The 13,469-nt window shown below is 72.4% G+C and carries 15 protein-coding genes and 2 pseudogenes; 4 read left to right on the forward strand and 13 right to left on the reverse strand.

Features of this window, described 5'->3' with window-relative positions; genetic code table 11:
- From AB0917_RS30230 to AB0917_RS30250, 5 genes are all read right to left on the reverse strand, one after another.
- A partial coding sequence (locus tag AB0917_RS30230) for a nuclear transport factor 2 family protein (RefSeq protein ID WP_366822860.1) occupies positions 1-345 on the reverse strand: 345 nt, incomplete at its 3' end.
- Positions 346-401: 56 nt separating this feature from the next.
- A complete protein-coding gene (locus AB0917_RS30235) occupies positions 402-1,040 on the reverse strand; it encodes a nuclear transport factor 2 family protein (protein WP_366822861.1) in 639 nt (212 codons plus the stop codon).
- Positions 1,037-1,417, reverse strand: coding sequence for a dehydrogenase (locus AB0917_RS30240; RefSeq protein ID WP_366822862.1), 381 nt, complete (start codon positions 1,415-1,417; stop codon positions 1,037-1,039). Before AB0917_RS30240 ends, AB0917_RS30235 begins: the two co-directional genes overlap by 4 nt.
- 292 nt (positions 1,418-1,709) lie before the next feature.
- Positions 1,710-1,922, reverse strand: a complete 213-nt coding sequence (locus tag AB0917_RS30245) for a transcriptional regulator (RefSeq protein ID WP_366822863.1) — start codon at positions 1,920-1,922, stop codon at positions 1,710-1,712.
- Positions 1,919-2,545, reverse strand: a complete 627-nt coding sequence (locus AB0917_RS30250; RefSeq protein ID WP_366822864.1) for an OvmZ protein — start codon at positions 2,543-2,545, stop codon at positions 1,919-1,921. Before AB0917_RS30250 ends, AB0917_RS30245 begins: the two co-directional genes overlap by 4 nt.
- An 838-nt stretch (positions 2,546-3,383) precedes the next feature.
- Between AB0917_RS30250 and AB0917_RS30255 the strand changes: the two are divergent.
- Positions 3,384-3,848, forward strand: a pseudogene (locus tag AB0917_RS30255) (MarR family winged helix-turn-helix transcriptional regulator); the annotation flags it as partial.
- A gap of 45 nt (positions 3,849-3,893) precedes the next feature.
- Here AB0917_RS30255 and AB0917_RS30260 read toward each other — a convergent pair.
- Positions 3,894-4,520 (reverse strand): TetR family transcriptional regulator, encoded by a 627-nt coding sequence (locus tag AB0917_RS30260; RefSeq protein ID WP_366822865.1) that lies wholly within the window; start codon positions 4,518-4,520, stop codon positions 3,894-3,896.
- Between the two features lie 260 nt (positions 4,521-4,780).
- Positions 4,781-5,554 (reverse strand): TetR/AcrR family transcriptional regulator C-terminal domain-containing protein, encoded by a 774-nt coding sequence (locus AB0917_RS30265; RefSeq protein WP_366822866.1) that lies wholly within the window; start codon positions 5,552-5,554, stop codon positions 4,781-4,783.
- Positions 5,555-5,686: 132 nt separating this feature from the next.
- Between AB0917_RS30265 and AB0917_RS30270 the strand changes: the two genes are divergently transcribed.
- Both AB0917_RS30270 and AB0917_RS30275 read left to right on the forward strand, forming a co-directional pair.
- Complete coding sequence (locus AB0917_RS30270) at positions 5,687-6,754, forward strand: ATP-binding cassette domain-containing protein (protein ID WP_366822867.1); 1,068 nt, start codon at positions 5,687-5,689, stop codon at positions 6,752-6,754.
- On the forward strand, positions 6,747-7,559 hold the full coding sequence (locus AB0917_RS30275) for an ABC transporter permease (protein WP_366822868.1): 813 nt from the start codon (positions 6,747-6,749) through the stop codon (positions 7,557-7,559). The genes AB0917_RS30270 and AB0917_RS30275 overlap by 8 nt, the downstream gene beginning before the upstream one ends.
- Before the next feature lie 118 nt (positions 7,560-7,677).
- Here the strand turns inward: AB0917_RS30275 and AB0917_RS30280 are convergent, their stop codons facing one another.
- From AB0917_RS30280 to AB0917_RS30290, 3 genes are all read right to left on the reverse strand, one after another.
- Complete coding sequence (locus AB0917_RS30280) at positions 7,678-8,928, reverse strand: GNAT family N-acetyltransferase (protein WP_366822869.1); 1,251 nt, start codon at positions 8,926-8,928, stop codon at positions 7,678-7,680.
- Between the two features lie 24 nt (positions 8,929-8,952).
- Positions 8,953-9,927 (reverse strand): asparaginase, encoded by a 975-nt coding sequence (locus AB0917_RS30285; protein WP_366822870.1) that lies wholly within the window; start codon positions 9,925-9,927, stop codon positions 8,953-8,955.
- Between the two features lie 111 nt (positions 9,928-10,038).
- Positions 10,039-10,743: an ABC transporter substrate-binding protein gene (locus AB0917_RS30290; protein WP_366822872.1), complete on the reverse strand. Its 705-nt coding sequence runs from the start codon at positions 10,741-10,743 to the stop codon at positions 10,039-10,041.
- Positions 10,744-10,858: 115 nt separating this feature from the next.
- Here AB0917_RS30290 and dtd point away from each other — a divergent pair, with 115 nt between their 5' ends.
- A complete protein-coding gene (gene dtd / locus AB0917_RS30295; RefSeq protein WP_366822873.1) occupies positions 10,859-11,308 on the forward strand; it encodes a D-aminoacyl-tRNA deacylase in 450 nt (149 codons plus the stop codon).
- A gap of 22 nt (positions 11,309-11,330) precedes the next feature.
- On the opposite strand, the gene AB0917_RS30300 is transcribed toward dtd, so the two are convergent.
- The 3 genes and pseudogenes from AB0917_RS30300 to AB0917_RS30310 all read right to left on the reverse strand — a co-directional run.
- Positions 11,331-12,296: a folate-binding protein gene (locus AB0917_RS30300; protein ID WP_366822874.1), complete on the reverse strand. Its 966-nt coding sequence runs from the start codon at positions 12,294-12,296 to the stop codon at positions 11,331-11,333.
- Between the two features lie 9 nt (positions 12,297-12,305).
- Complete coding sequence (locus tag AB0917_RS30305; RefSeq protein WP_366822875.1) at positions 12,306-12,770, reverse strand: transcriptional repressor; 465 nt, start codon at positions 12,768-12,770, stop codon at positions 12,306-12,308.
- A 107-nt stretch (positions 12,771-12,877) separates the two neighbouring features.
- Positions 12,878-13,366: pseudogene (locus AB0917_RS30310) on the reverse strand (FABP family protein); the annotation flags it as partial.
- Between the last annotated feature and the right edge of the window lie 103 nt (positions 13,367-13,469).

Raw genomic sequence — 13,469 nt, forward strand, 5'->3', positions numbered from 1 at the left:
GTGACCACTGCAGTCACCAGTGCGGTGCTCGAAGCGCTTGGCTACAAGACCCGCACCACCATGATCTCGGTACCGGTGACCTACAAGTCGCTGGCACGCGGCCCGGTCGCCCTGCGAGATGAAGTCGAGGATCTCGTACTTGATCTCGCTGAACGCGGACTGCTGGATGCGGATCGTGTGCTTGAAGGCCTCCGGACCCCGCATGGAGTCGTCGTGGCTGCCGTGGTTGCGGAAGTCCGCCGTCAGGTAGCGGTCGGCGGCCGTGAGGTCGCCGAGGTCCAGGCCCTCGTGGAAGACCTTCTCGACGACTTCGCGCTGCTGCTCGGGCGTGAGTGTGGTGGGCATGACAGTTCCTCCTCGGAACTAAGGTGGTGAGTAAAGGAGTTGGTGTTCGCCGGCCCTCAGTGAGAGGTGTCGACGGCCTTGAGGGTCCGGGGGTCGACCTCGGTCACCCCGCCGGGCGGGGAGCCGGTGCTCCACACGATCCGCAGCCGCAGCCGCGCGAAGCGCCAGCCGTCCGCCGTGCGCCGCGCGACGCCGGTGAACCGCCCGCCGATCTGGAAGTACGCGGAGGGCTGCGGCGGCACGGGCGAGCCGAAGTGGACGTGCGAGGCGATCAGGCTCCAGCTGACCGCGGCCCGGTCGCCGTCCAGCTCGACGGAGGCGAGGGAGCCGTGGTGATGCGTACGGCTCCAGCGCTCCATGATCTCCCGCAGGAAGCCGTCCGCCCCGGCCAGGCCCCGGTGGGAGCCCACCGGGAAGAGCAGCTCCACGTCCTCGGTGAACAGGGACGCCGCCCAGACCTCGTCGAAGCCGGAGCCGGGACCGAAGCCGGAGCCGGGACCGGAGCCGGGGCCGGGGCCAGGACCGGAGCCGGAGCCGGAGTCCGGGCCGCTTTCGGCGAGCCCTTCGTCCAGCCCCGCCAGATAGCGGTCGATCAGGTTGTTCAGGGCCGCGATGTCGGACAACCGCGCCACTTCGGCACCGAGTTCGGCGAGTCCGGCGAGTCCGGCGAGTCCGGGCCCCTCGGACCCGGTCACGGCACCCGGTGGGCGTCGGTCTCGGCGTCCGTCGAGTAGATCACCGTGCCGTCGGTGCCGTGCACGACCGCCTTGCCCTTGCCGGTGAACTTGCCGTCGCCCTCCAGCCGGGCCTCGATGTCGATCTTTATGTAGGCGGCCCGGAACCCGGTGGGGCTGATCTGGGTGACGTCGGTGTTGAAGTCCTCCCGCAGGAAGAACTCGAACGTCTCGTCGCCGGTCACCGTCCAGGAGCCGGCGCCCGTGCTCTTCTGCGTGACGACGACGAGCGAGCCGTCCTCCTGGAAGGTGACGGTGTAGTCGTCCACCTCGCCGTCGTGCGTGACCGTACCCGCCCACTGTCCCGCGGGCGTACTGGGAGAAGGAGAAACAGACATCGACCACACTTCCTCTGTCGACTGCGGACAAAAAAGAATCCGCGTCCGGCACGGGGCCGGACACGGATTCTGGTGAGAGCTGGGGCCGCCGTCACGCCCCCTTCCGCCGATCGCGGGGCGACCGGAGAATCAGGGCGTGGAGCTGCCGGAAGAAGTGTGACACTCAAAGTTCTGAACCGTCAACCCCCTTATGTTGTGCGGCTCCCACCCTCCCCCTGATCGCCCGGACAATGCCATCGCAGCAGGTCAGGGGGGTGTACGCGGCGAGGTACCCGCGCTCCTCCCCGTAGCGTCATAAGCTCGCCGCCTGTCGGCCACCGGTCGGCAGCGGCAGTCCGCGTTCCCTCAGCGCGAGCAGTTCGTCGAGGTCGTACTCGGCCCGCTGCTTCCTTCCGTAGCGGGTGATCTTGCCCCGGGAGGCCCACTTGCGGATCGTGGCCTCGCTGACCCCCATGGCCAGGGCGGCCAGCTCGGTCGACACGGTCCTGCGTCTCGGTGTCGTCACTCCGACCACCTCGCCAGCTGGCCCGCGACCATCAGCCACTGGCGCGGCGGAAGCGTGTGCCCGGCGTCGCACGAGACCTGGCCGGGGGTGGCGGCCGGCCCGCCGGTCCCGGACACCACGGCCAGGAGCGTGCCCGTGCACTCGGTCTCCACGCACGCCCCCAGCGGCAGCCCGCGCACCGGGGCGGGGCCGAACAGCGCGCCGAGCCGCTGGAGCAACTGGCGCACCTCCTCGTCGAACGCGACGGCGGCGGGGTGCCCGGCGATCCACTCCACCTCGTCGTGCAGGAACGACACCAGCGACCCGACGTCGCAGCCCGGCAGCCCCTTCGCCCCGCGCTCCTCCACGACCAGCTGCGCCCATGAGGCCAGCACGTCGGCGGCCTCCGTACGCATCTCCACGGTCCGTTCGTCGAGCACCATGCCGGCGGATCTGGTCCCGCTCACCCGCTCCCGCATCCGGGCCGGTCCCGGGGTCAAGGAGTGGTCGCTCTCGCGGTACAGACCGAGCAGGGTGAGCAGTTCACCCCGCAGCCTCTCGACGCACATCCGGCAGACACTCCCGCAGAGTGCCGCGCAGTCCCGGCCGACATGGCCGGCGGAAAGTCTTGGGTGCTTGTGCATCTGACTCCTCGCATCCTTTCCTTCGGTGTCCGTGCGTGACGGCCCCGGACGCCCGGGGTGCCGGGCGACGACGAGGGGCCGGAGAACGAGGACGCGGAGCAGGCCGAGAACGCGGGTTCGTGGTCCGGCACTCCGGTCCGATGCGCTGATCCGTGAGAGTGGTTGCGGCAAACCGCCCGGCGAGTGGGGGCCCTGGATCCGAACAGAACACGCCGTCGAGACGGCAGACGAGCGCGCGTTCACCCCCCAACGGCACTGCGGCAGGCAGATCGGGTCGTGCGCCTCCCAGGACGGAGGCCCACGTCTGATCCAGGACCGAGGACAGATGAGACACCCACCGGGGGACCACTGGCAACCGGACCGTAGTGTCCGAAAGAGAACAGGCGACTACAGGAGTATTTCCGTTCGCGTCGAAGCGCTCGGCGCGTTCTCGGCGCAGACACCGCAGCACAGCGCACGGACCGGAAGCGGAACCTGACCTGCCATCAGCTCCGAGGCGGGAAAGTCCGGCCGTCCGGGCAAGCGTGGCAGGTGGCTGGTACACGCCACTCGGGCCGGACGGCCGGTCCGGACCTCCGGGCGCGCAAGTGGGGCGGATTCGGCGTCACGAAGATCGACTCCGGACGCGGCGCTCGCCCGACGGCTACTGTATTCCCACCTCGGCGCACAATGAGATGAAGATCACAAAACGAACGGAACGTTACTGCGCGGTCACCTGCGCTTACGGAGACGGGTGTACCCGGCCGCAGTTCACGGGCTCCCGTCGAAGCCGGACGTCCAGGGAGGCGGAGTCGAATCCCGCCCGCCCAGGGAGGGAGATCAGTCCCCTTTCCGGACGATCCCCGCCCGGCCCGCACCCGGCCTGCCCTTCCTCCCGGACCGCACCGGCCACGTCCTGCGCACCCGGATGTCGGCAGCACGCGGCGAGACCGGCCTGGCCACCCGGGCGCACTGCGTACGGGGCCACGCCCTGGAGGAGGAGCGCACCCAGATCCAGCTCACCGAGACCGGCGACATGGACAAGACCACGACGGTGGCGACGGTGGGCGCCCTGGAGAGCGCCGGGCTCGCGGGCCCGCCGTCCCTCCAGCCGGGACCGGCGGGCCCGGATCATCTTGGTCACCGAGAAGGGGGCCGGGCTCGCCGAACGGAGTCCGGCGAGCGTCGACCGGGTCCACGAGGAGGCCCCGGCACCGCTGGCCGCGAGCGACCGCGGGGCCCTGCTCCGGGCGCTGATCGCCCTGGCCAGGGCGATCCGGCGACGCCCGCGGAGAATCCCGGGCCGGCCCGCCGGACACGCCGGACCACGAAGCGACCGGGCCCGGAACCCCCGTGCCTCAGGCGCCCCTCAGCCGCGCCCCTCCGGCTCCAGCCCCCTCCGCAGCTGTACGAACGCCTCCTCGGCCGCCTGCACCGCACCCGCGTACGCCCCGTCCGCGCTCTCCCCCGCGTCGATCCGGCGCCAGTTCTCCTCGGCCAGGACGCGCAGGACGGCGATGACCTGCCCGGCCGCCAGCCGCGCGGTCACCCCGCCGCCCAGGGCCCGGGCGAGGGCGGCCTCGGAGCGGCCCTGGTAGGCGTACAGGCGGGCCACCAGCGACGGGGTCCCGTACAACAGGCGGTGGAACGCCAGGACTCGGGGCGTGTCGCAGAGACCGGTCACCGGGTCACGGCGGTCCAGACCGGCCAGGAAGTGGCCGCGCAGCGCGTCCAGCGGGCTCACGTCGGGTCCCCGTCCGCCGACCACCCGGGCCGCCTCGTCCTCGTGGGCGGCGAACCGGTGCAGGGCCAGGTCCTCCTTGGCGGGGAAGTACCGGAACAGCGTCGGCTTGGAGATGTCCGCCGCGGCCGCCACCTCCGCCACGGAGACCTTGCCGAAGCCACGCTCCAGGAACATCGCGATGGCCGCGTCGGAGATCGCCTGATACGTCAGCTGCTTCTTCCGCTCCCGCAGACTGACCCGGGCCGGCTCCACAGCCGATACCGCCCGCCCCCGTCCCTGCTCCGGCCCCCGCGCCGGCCCCGACTCACGCCCCGGCTCCGCAGCCGACACCCCCGCCTGCCCTTGCCCCAGCTCCCGCGCCGGCCCTGGTACCGACCCCGACCCCGGCCCCACCGCCCCGACGACGCTTCCGTTTCCGTTCCCGCCGCCGGCCTTCGCTCCACTCATGACCATGAAGCGTACGCCCTTGACCTCGGCGGGAGTTGATGTCGCGAGCACGACAGCGCGGCCGGTCAGCCGTCCCCGGCCGTCCTCCGGATCAGCGCCTCGACCCCGTCCAGCAGGGTCGCCAGGCCGAAGGTGAACTCGTGGTCGGGGTCGTCCGGTCCGCTCATCACGCCGGAGCCCAGCAGCCGGTGGATCGCGGGGTGGCGCACGGGGTCGACCAGCCGTCGCAGAGTGCGTTCGTGGCCCGCGGCCAGCTCCTCGGAGGAGATGCCACGCGTGGCGACGGCGGCGGAGAGGTCGCCCATCAACAGGGCCTCGCTGCGCACGAAGTTGGAGACCAGCAGGATCACCGAGATCTTGTCGCCCTCACCGAGCCCACTGCCCTCCAGCGCCTGGAGCCCCTGCTCCCACCAGGCGAGCGAGTTCGGGGTGGCGGGCGGGCCGCCGATCGGGATGCGGAGCACCCAGAGGTTGGCGAGGAACCGCGCACGCTGCCCGGCCGCCCACTCGGTGAGCGCCTCGCGCCAGCCCGCCCCGGTCTCCAGGGCGGCCAGCGGGGCCGGCGGGCCGATGGCCGCCTCCTGCATCAGGACGTACAGCTCGTCCTTGGCGGAGACGTACCGGTAGAGCGACATCGTGGAGGCGCCGACCTCCTGCGCCACCCGGCCCATCGACACGGCGGCCAGCCCCTCGGAGGCCGCCACGGCCACCGCCGCCGCCACGATCCGCTCCAGGCTCAGGCCCGGCTTGGGGCCCTTGGCCGGCCGCTCCCGCAGCCCCCAGGCGGCCTCGATGGAGGCCGGCAGGTCGCCGCTGCCCGCCGTGTTCTTCTCCGCCACCGCATCCCCTTGCCCACGTCTCGCCCACGCTCCGTGCACCGCGTGCACCCCGTGCGCCTTGACCCCATCCTAAGGATGCGTAATGCTTACGCAATAACGCGTATGCCATACGCAGAAGGAGGCGGGCAGCCCATGACCAGCCCGATCAAAGCCACCAAGGCCACCAGCGCCACCCCAGACACCCCGGCCGCCACCACGGCCACCAGCGCCACCCCAGACACCACACCCACCACACCCGCCACCGCCCAGGCGCCGCCGTACGCCATCGAGGCGCGCGGCCTCACCAAGTCCTACGGAAAGCGCGGAAAGCCCGCCGTACGGGTCCTCGACGGCGTCGACCTCCGCGTCGGGCACGGCAGCGTCTTCGCCCTGCTCGGCCCGAACGGGGCGGGCAAGACCACCGCCGTACGGATCCTCGCCACGCTCACCACCGCCGACGCGGGCACCGCGCGCGTCGCGGGGTACGACGTCGTCGCCGACCGGAAAGCGGTGCGCCGGGCGATCAGCCTCACCGGCCAGTTCGCCGCCGTCGACGAGACCCAGACCGGCGAGGAGAACCTGCGGATGATGGCCCGCCTCACCGGCCTGTCCCGCACCGCCGCCCGGCGCCGGGCCGAGGAGCTGCTGGAGCGGTTCGGGCTCACCGGCGCGGCCCGGCGGCCCGCCCGTACGTACTCCGGGGGCATGCGCCGCCGACTCGACCTGGCCGCCGGGCTGGTCGGCTCACCGGAGCCGGGCGTCTTCTTCCTGGACGAGCCGACGACCGGGCTGGACCTGCGCAGCCGCCAGGAGCTGTGGGAGGTGGTCCGGGGGCTGGCCGAGCGCGGGGCGAGCATCCTGCTGACCACGCAGTACCTGGAGGAGGCCGACCGCCTCGCCGACCGGATCGCCCTGCTGAACAAGGGCCGCATCGCCGCCGAGGGCACCGCCGCCGACCTCAAGGGCAAGGTCGCCGGAGACCGCCTCGACCTGGTCCTCACCAGCCGCGAGGCCTACCTCCGGCTCGCCGCGCGCGCGGTCCACCACTCCCCCGAGACGCTGACCCTCGGGCTCCCCACGGACGGCAGCGCCGCCCACGTACGGGCCCTGCTCGACGAGATCGACCCGGCGGGCGGCGACGTCGACCGCTTCGCCCTGCACACCGCGACGCTCGACGACGTCTTCCTGGCCCTCACCTCGGAGGCACCCGCCCATGTCTGACACCGCGATCCGTCCGGGAAAGGCCCTCGGCGCCCCCAGCGCCCCCGGCCCCCTCACCCACGCGGCCGTCATGGCCGGCCGCAGCCTGCGCATCAGCCGCCGCAACACCGACGCCCTGATCATGTCGCTGGCCCTGCCGATCATGCTGATGCTGATCTTCGTCTACTTCTTCGGCGGCGCGATCAACACCGGGGCGGCCTACGACTCGTACGTCATGTACGTCGTCCCCGGCGTCATCATCCTGTGCGCCGGGTTCGGCGCCGCGACCACCGCCACCGCCGTCAGCGAGGACATGAAGGGCGGCATCATCGACCGCTTCCGCTCGCTCGACGTGGGCGGTACGCCGGTCCTCGCCGGTCATGTGGCGGCGAGCACCGTCCGCAACCTCTGCGCCACCGTCCTGGTCTTCGGCGTCGCCCTGCTGATCGGGTTCCGCCCGGCGGCCTCCTGGAGCGGCTGGCTCCTGGTGATCGCCGTGCTGGTCGCCTACATCGCGGCGCTGTCCTGGATCTCGGCGGCGATCGGCCTACTGGCCCGCTCCCCGGAGGCGGCCAGCGGGTTCACGTTCTTCATGTCGTTCCTGCCCTACCCGAGCAGCGCGTTCGTCCCGATCGACTCGATGCCCGGCTGGCTGCACGGCTTCGCCCAGCACCAGCCGATCACCCCGGCCATCGAGTCCCTGCGCGGGCTCCTGCTGGGCCAGCCGGTGGGCAACTCGCCCTGGGTCGCGCTCGCCTGGGCCGGCGGGATGCTGGCGGTGGCGATCGGCGCGTCGGGGGTGCTGTTCCGCCTCCGTACGCGCTGACCCGTACGCGCTGACCCGGGGGCGGAGGCCCGGAGAGGGCGGAGGCCCGGACGGCCGGACGGCCGGACGGCCCGGCAGCCCCAGGGCCGGCGGCCCGACGCCCCCACAGCCCGACGGCTCAGAAGACGTCCGGGCACCAAGGCCGCCGCCCCGTACGGAAGACGGCGTCCGCCGTCCCCGCCGCACCGGCCCGCAGCTCCTCGGCCCGCCCCAGGTCCACCAGCCGCCGCGCCGACTCGTCGCCCAGATACAGGGCCGCCAACTCCCCGGCCCCCAGGGCCAGATCGGCACTCCGGGTGGTCGGGGTGCAGCGCGCCCCGTCGGGTGAGGCATCCAGCAGGAAGCGCCCCTCGGCCACTCCCCCGCCGTCCCGGACGTCGAGCACGAGCGACGCCTCACGCTCGTACGTACGGGCCTCCAGCGCGCGCTCCACGTCCAGCAGCCGCAGCCACAGCCAGTCCGCGTGCGAGACCGTGCGGGCCGCCCGGGGGTCCGGGAGCAGCAGGGGGAGCAGGTCGTCGGGGGCGCGGTAGCCGGAGCGGACGGTGGTGATCCAGTCGACCGAGCAGAGGAAGTGCCACAGCGCCCGCTCGGCCGCCGGGGTGAGGGCGATCAGGTCCCGTACGGTCGCGGTGTTCAGGGGCTGCTTGGCGTCGCCCCACCTGTCGTCGGCGCCGTAGACCATCAGGCCGTCGACCTCGCCGTCCGCGTCGCGGTGGATGACGTAGAACGGTTCGGTCCACTTCTCGTGGGCCGGGTGGACGGCCGCGCCCGTCCGCAGCTTCCACCAGCGCTCACCGCGGCTGACGACGCCGGGCCGGAGCGCCGCCAGCCGGGCGTGCAGCTCGGGGCCGTACTTACGGACGTCGGAGCCGTCCACCATCTCGATCCGGCCACCGCCCTCCGGCTGACCCGACCGGCGCGGGTCGAGGCCGGCGCGGTGGACGGAGACCTCCCACTCGGTGGTCCAGGTGGCGGGGCCGAAGCCGAACCGTCCGTAGATCGGGTACTCGGCGGCGATCAGCGTGGCGGCCACCTCGCCGCGCTCCTTGGCCGCCGCCAGGTCCGTGGCCATCATCCGGCTGAGCAGTCCGCGGCGGCGGTGGGTGGGCGCCACCGTCACCGCGCTGACCGCGTCGGCCGGGACGGTGGCCCCGCCCACCACGGTCAGCCGCTGGGCGAACGAACGGAACGTCGCCACGCACCGCCCGGCGTCGAACGCGCCCTGGAGGCGGGTGAGGTCGGTGTCGGCCCGGCGCTCCTCGATATCGTCCTCGGCCGGTGAGCCGGCCACCAGGAAACCGTTCTGCACCGCCCGCAGCCAGTCGGGGTAGTCGGACGCGGTCACCGTACGGACATCAAGACTCATACGCCCACGCTAAGCAGGCGCCTCTCAGAATGTCGCGCGAATTTCCCCGACCTCCGCCGCCCCGCCGAGCAGCGGCGCGCGCCCGATCCGGGCCACCACCGGGGCGTCCACGCCGAGGAGCTCCAGGGCGCGGGCCAGGACCGGGCCGAGCGCCCGGGTCGCCCCGTCGTCGATCTTGAAGGCGAGGGCCCGGCCGTCGGCCAGTGCCACCGCCTGGACCGCCTCGGCGCCCATCTTGGAGAGCGTCCCGGGGACCTCGCTCATCAGCCAGGTGTCGGGGCGCCGGGTGCCCGCCACGTACTCCGGGTGCGCGCGCATGGCGTCCGCGACCCGGCGCTCGGCGCTCCCGGGCTCCGCCAGCACGAACGACCGGAACGCGCGGGCCAGGCCGGTCAGCCCGATCGCCATCAGCGGGGCCCCGCAGCCGTCGGTGCCGAGCGAGGCGACCGGCTCGCCCGCCGCCTCGGCCACGGTCTGCCCGACGAGGAGCTGGAGCGGGTGGGCGGGGTCGAGGTAGGTCGCGGTGTCCCAGCCGTTGCGGACGCAGACGGCGAGCATGGCGGCGTGCTTGCCGGAGCAGTTCATGGTGATCCGCTCGCGTACGTTCCCGGCGGCGAGGTAGGCCTCGGCGGCGACCGGGTCCAGCGGCAGGTCGGGCGGGGTCTGGAGGTCGTCGGCGCGCAGCCCGTGCTCGGCGAGCATCTTCGCCACGAGTTCCAGGTGGAAGGGTTCGCCGGAGTGGCTGGCCGCCGCCAGCGCCAGCCGCTCCCCGGACAGCTCCAGGCCGGCCCGGAGGATCGCGGCGGCCTGCATCGGCTTGTTGGAGGAGCGGGGGAAGACCGGGGCGGCGGGGTCGCCGAGCGTCCGCTCCACACTCCCGTCGGCGGCGAGCAGGACCAGCGAGCCACGGTGGTGGCCCTCGGTGAACCCGGACCGTACGACCTCGGCCAGCACGGGCGGGGCGGGGGCTATCGCGGCAGGGGCGTCGGTCGACGTCATGGTGGCCTTCCGGAGACGGTCGGTACGGTCGGTACGGTCAGGTGTGCGGGGACCCGCCGCCCGGAAGGTCGGACGGACGGGGTGCGGGACCCGCCGCCCGGAAGGGTCGCTTCAGGCGAGCAGGTCGTCCACTTGGGCTTCCCCGTCACGGTACCTGCGGGCGATCTCCGCGCTGCAATCGTCGGTCGTGCGCTGGAGTTCGTGGCGGCGCCGGGAGACCTGCTGCTCGTAACGGACCAGCCGGCCCATCGCGTCGTGCAGCTCCTCGTCCGTCCGCGCGGCCAGGTCCGAGAGCTCGACCTCCGCGAGGTTCTCGGCGGCGAGCTGCCGGAACTCGTCACCGCGCGGCGTCGTCAGCGTGACGTGCCGGGCGGAGGTGCGGTGCCGGGAAGGGGCGTCGGCCAGGATCTCCGAGAGCCGGTCCACCACCGGGGTCCTGGGCACGGGCGCCTGCGGGTCCCGCCTGCGGGCCAGTTCGGCGCGGAGGATGTCGATCCGGCCCTGGACCAGCCGGCGTACGTAGCTGAGGTCGGCCTCGTCCCGCTGCGCGTCCCGGCGCAGCGTCCGCAACTCCGGCAGCCGCAGCCCGCCGAACCCTGCGTCCCCGCCGAATCCCGCGTCCCCGCCGAACCCGGCTTCCCCGCCGAACCCGGCTTCCCCGCTGCCCTGCTCCGGCACGGACGCGAGCCCGGTCACGATGGGCCGTACGGGTGAGCGCAGGGTGGTGAGGCCGGCGCTGCCACCGGCTCTGGTGCTGGTGCTGGTGAGCGCGCCCGGTACGAGCCCGGGAGATTGTCCGGCTCCATAGGTACTCATGCTGTTCCGTCCCCTCGACCGGTGCGTCGGCACACCGCCATCGTGCATCGTGCCACCCTGCGAGGTGCCCCCGCAGACACTCTGTACCCGTTCAGCCCAAGATAGGTTGGTCTGTATGCGTGCAGTGGTACAGAGAGTGGACGGCGCGAGCGTCTCGGCGGCCGGGACGGACGACGACCCGTCGGCGACCGGAGTGGTCGGCGAGATCATCGGCGAAGGCCTGTGTGTACTGGTCGGAGTCACCCATGGGGACACCCCGGAGAAGGCGGCCCAGCTGGCCCGCAAGCTCTGGTCCGTCCGCATCCTGGAGGGCGAGAAGTCCTGTTCGGATGTGAATGCCCCCCTCCTGGTGATTTCGCAGTTCACTCTCTACGGGGACGCCCGCAAGGGCCGCCGCCCCACGTGGAACGCGGCGGCTCCCGGCGAGGTCGCCGAGCCGCTGGTGGACGAGGTGGTGGCCCAGCTGCGGGCGCTGGGCGCGCAGGTGGCGACGGGCCGGTTCGGAGCACAGATGCGGGTCTCGCTCACGAACCACGGCCCGTTCACGTTGATCATCGAGGTGTAGCCGTACGCGGGTGGCGCGGGGCCTACGGCTCGACGACCGTCTCCTGCGCCGCCGCCGTGTCCCCGGCGATCAGCTCCGCGTCCACCGCCACGTTCCGCTTGACCAGCGCCAGCGCGATCGGGCCCAGCTCGTGGTGGCGGGCCGAGGTGGTGATGAAGCCGAGCTGACGGCCCTCCTCGCCGTCGGCGGCCAGCCGTACCGGCGTCCCGTGGCCGGGCAGGTGCACCTCGCTGCCGTCCAGGTGCAGGAAGACCAGCCGGCGCGGCGGCTTCCCCAGGTTGTGGACGCGGGCGACGGTCTCCTGCCCCCGGTAGCACCCCTTCTGGAGGTGGACGGCGGTGCCGATCCAGCCCAGCTCGTGCGGGATGGTGCGGTGGTCGGTCTCGAAGCCGACGCGCGGCCGGTGCGCCTCGACGCGCAGCGCCTCGTACGCCAGGATCCCGACGGCCGGGCCGTTGGCGGCGGCGTACGCCTCCAGGTCGGCGCGCGGCAGGAACAGGTCCCGGCCCTGCGCGGTCTCCCGTACGGCCACACCGTCCGGGACCTCGGCGATGGAACCGGCCGGGAGGTGCACGACGGCGGTGTCCTCGGTGCGGTCGGCGACCTCGACCCGGTAGAAGAACTTCATCGACTCCAGGTAGGCGATGAGATCGCCCTGGGTGTCCGGTTCGACGTGCATCCACACCGTCGTCCCGTCGTCGACGAGATACATGGCGTGCTCGATGTGCCCGTTGGCGGTAAGGACCAGGGCCTCGGTGGCCTGGCCGGGGGCGAGGTCGCTGACGTGCTGGGTGAGCAGCAGGTGCAGCCAGCTCAGCCGGTCGTCGCCGCTGACGGCGACGACACCGCGGTGGGAGAGGTCGACGAGGCCGTTGCCGTCGGCGAGGGCGCGTTGCTCGCGGAACAGGTCGCCGTAGTGCGCGGCGACACCTTCGTCGCGGCCCTCGGCGGCGACGGCGCCGGGCAGGGACAGCAGGGGGCTCTTCATGCGCCCAGCCTACGACTTGGCCGCTGCTGTGTTCGTACGGCCGTCTTCAGCCTTCTTGGCGGCTGTGCACGCCTCGCACCGGCCGAAGATCGCGAAGTGCTTCATATCGGTCTCGAAGCCGAAGTCGGCGCGCAGTTTCTCGGTGAAGTCGGCGACCACGGAGAGGTCCACCTCTATGACGTCCTCGCAGTCCCGGCAGACCAGGTGGATGTGGTGGTGCCGGTCGGCCAGGTGGTACGTCGGGGCGCCGTGCCCCAGGTGGGCGTGGCTGACCAGCCCGAGCTCCTCCAGGAGCTCCAGGGTCCGGTACACCGTGGAGATGTTCACCCCGGACGCGGTCCTGCGGACCTCGCACAGGATGTCGTCCGGCGTCGCGTGCTCCAGGGCGTCGACGGCCTCCAGGACGAGCTGGCGCTGGGGCGTCAGCCGGTAGCCGCGCTGCCGAAGATCGGTCTTCCAGTCGGTGCTCACCACAGGCCCAGTGTAGGGCGTGCCGTCAAACCGCCGCCTGCCGCAGTTCGAACGGCACGCGGCGGGAACGGGGTGAGCACCGGCCGTGAACCTGTGGCCGATCGGTCCGGCTACTTGAAGAACGCGATGCCGTCGTCCGGCATGTCCTCGAGGTTCCTCGCCATCTCGGCGACCTCTTCCGGGGTGACGACCTTCTTCAGGTGCGCCGACATGTAGGGGCGCAGCTCGACCTCGGGGGTCGCCTTCTCGCCGACCCACATCAGGTCGCTCTTCACGTACCCGTAGAGGCGCTTGCCCCCGCTGTACGGGCCGGAGGCCGCGGTGCGGGCCACCGCGTCGGTGACCAGGTCGATCTGCGGCTTCCGGTCCGCGAGCTCGCCGTACCAGACCTCGACGATGCCCTGGTCGCGGACCATGACGACCTCGACCTTGCGGTCCTTGTCGACGCGCCAGTAGCCGGACTCCGACTCCAGCGGGCGGACCTGGTTGCCGTCGGCGTCCAGGACCCAGGTGTGGGAGACGTACTCCAGGAAGTCGCGGCCGTCGTGGCTGAACGTGACCTCCTGGCCGAAGTTGCACTTCTCGGCCCCGGGGAAGTCGGACACCATTCCCCTTGGGTGAGGGAAATGCTGCCTGCCCGGATGGAGCAGACCCGTTTAGCGTGTAGCTCCCTTTTGGGGTGCTGGCACAAAATGAGGGCAC

This window comes from Streptomyces sp. NPDC007346, assembly GCF_040703535.1.
Classification (GTDB): Bacteria; Actinomycetota; Actinomycetes; order Streptomycetales; family Streptomycetaceae; genus Streptomyces.

What these genes read in the sequence shown, in the direction of transcription:
- AB0917_RS30250 (WP_366822864.1), bottom strand. Translation starts at nt 2,545, where the DNA reads ATGCACAAGCACCCAAGACTTTCCGCCGGCCATGTCGGCCGGGACTGC.
- AB0917_RS30240 (WP_366822862.1), bottom strand. Translation starts at nt 1,417, where the DNA reads ATGTCTGTTTCTCCTTCTCCCAGTACGCCCGCGGGACAGTGGGCGGGT.
- AB0917_RS30300 (WP_366822874.1), bottom strand. Translation starts at nt 12,296, where the DNA reads ATGAAGAGCCCCCTGCTGTCCCTGCCCGGCGCCGTCGCCGCCGAGGGC.
- AB0917_RS30290 (WP_366822872.1), bottom strand. Translation starts at nt 10,743, where the DNA reads ATGAGTACCTATGGAGCCGGACAATCTCCCGGGCTCGTACCGGGCGCG.
- AB0917_RS30275 (WP_366822868.1), top strand. Translation starts at nt 6,747, where the DNA reads ATGTCTGACACCGCGATCCGTCCGGGAAAGGCCCTCGGCGCCCCCAGC.
- dtd (WP_366822873.1), top strand. Translation starts at nt 10,859, where the DNA reads ATGCGTGCAGTGGTACAGAGAGTGGACGGCGCGAGCGTCTCGGCGGCC.
- AB0917_RS30270 (WP_366822867.1), top strand. Translation starts at nt 5,687, where the DNA reads ATGACCAGCCCGATCAAAGCCACCAAGGCCACCAGCGCCACCCCAGAC.
- AB0917_RS30280 (WP_366822869.1), bottom strand. Translation starts at nt 8,928, where the DNA reads ATGAGTCTTGATGTCCGTACGGTGACCGCGTCCGACTACCCCGACTGG.
- AB0917_RS30285 (WP_366822870.1), bottom strand. Translation starts at nt 9,927, where the DNA reads ATGACGTCGACCGACGCCCCTGCCGCGATAGCCCCCGCCCCGCCCGTG.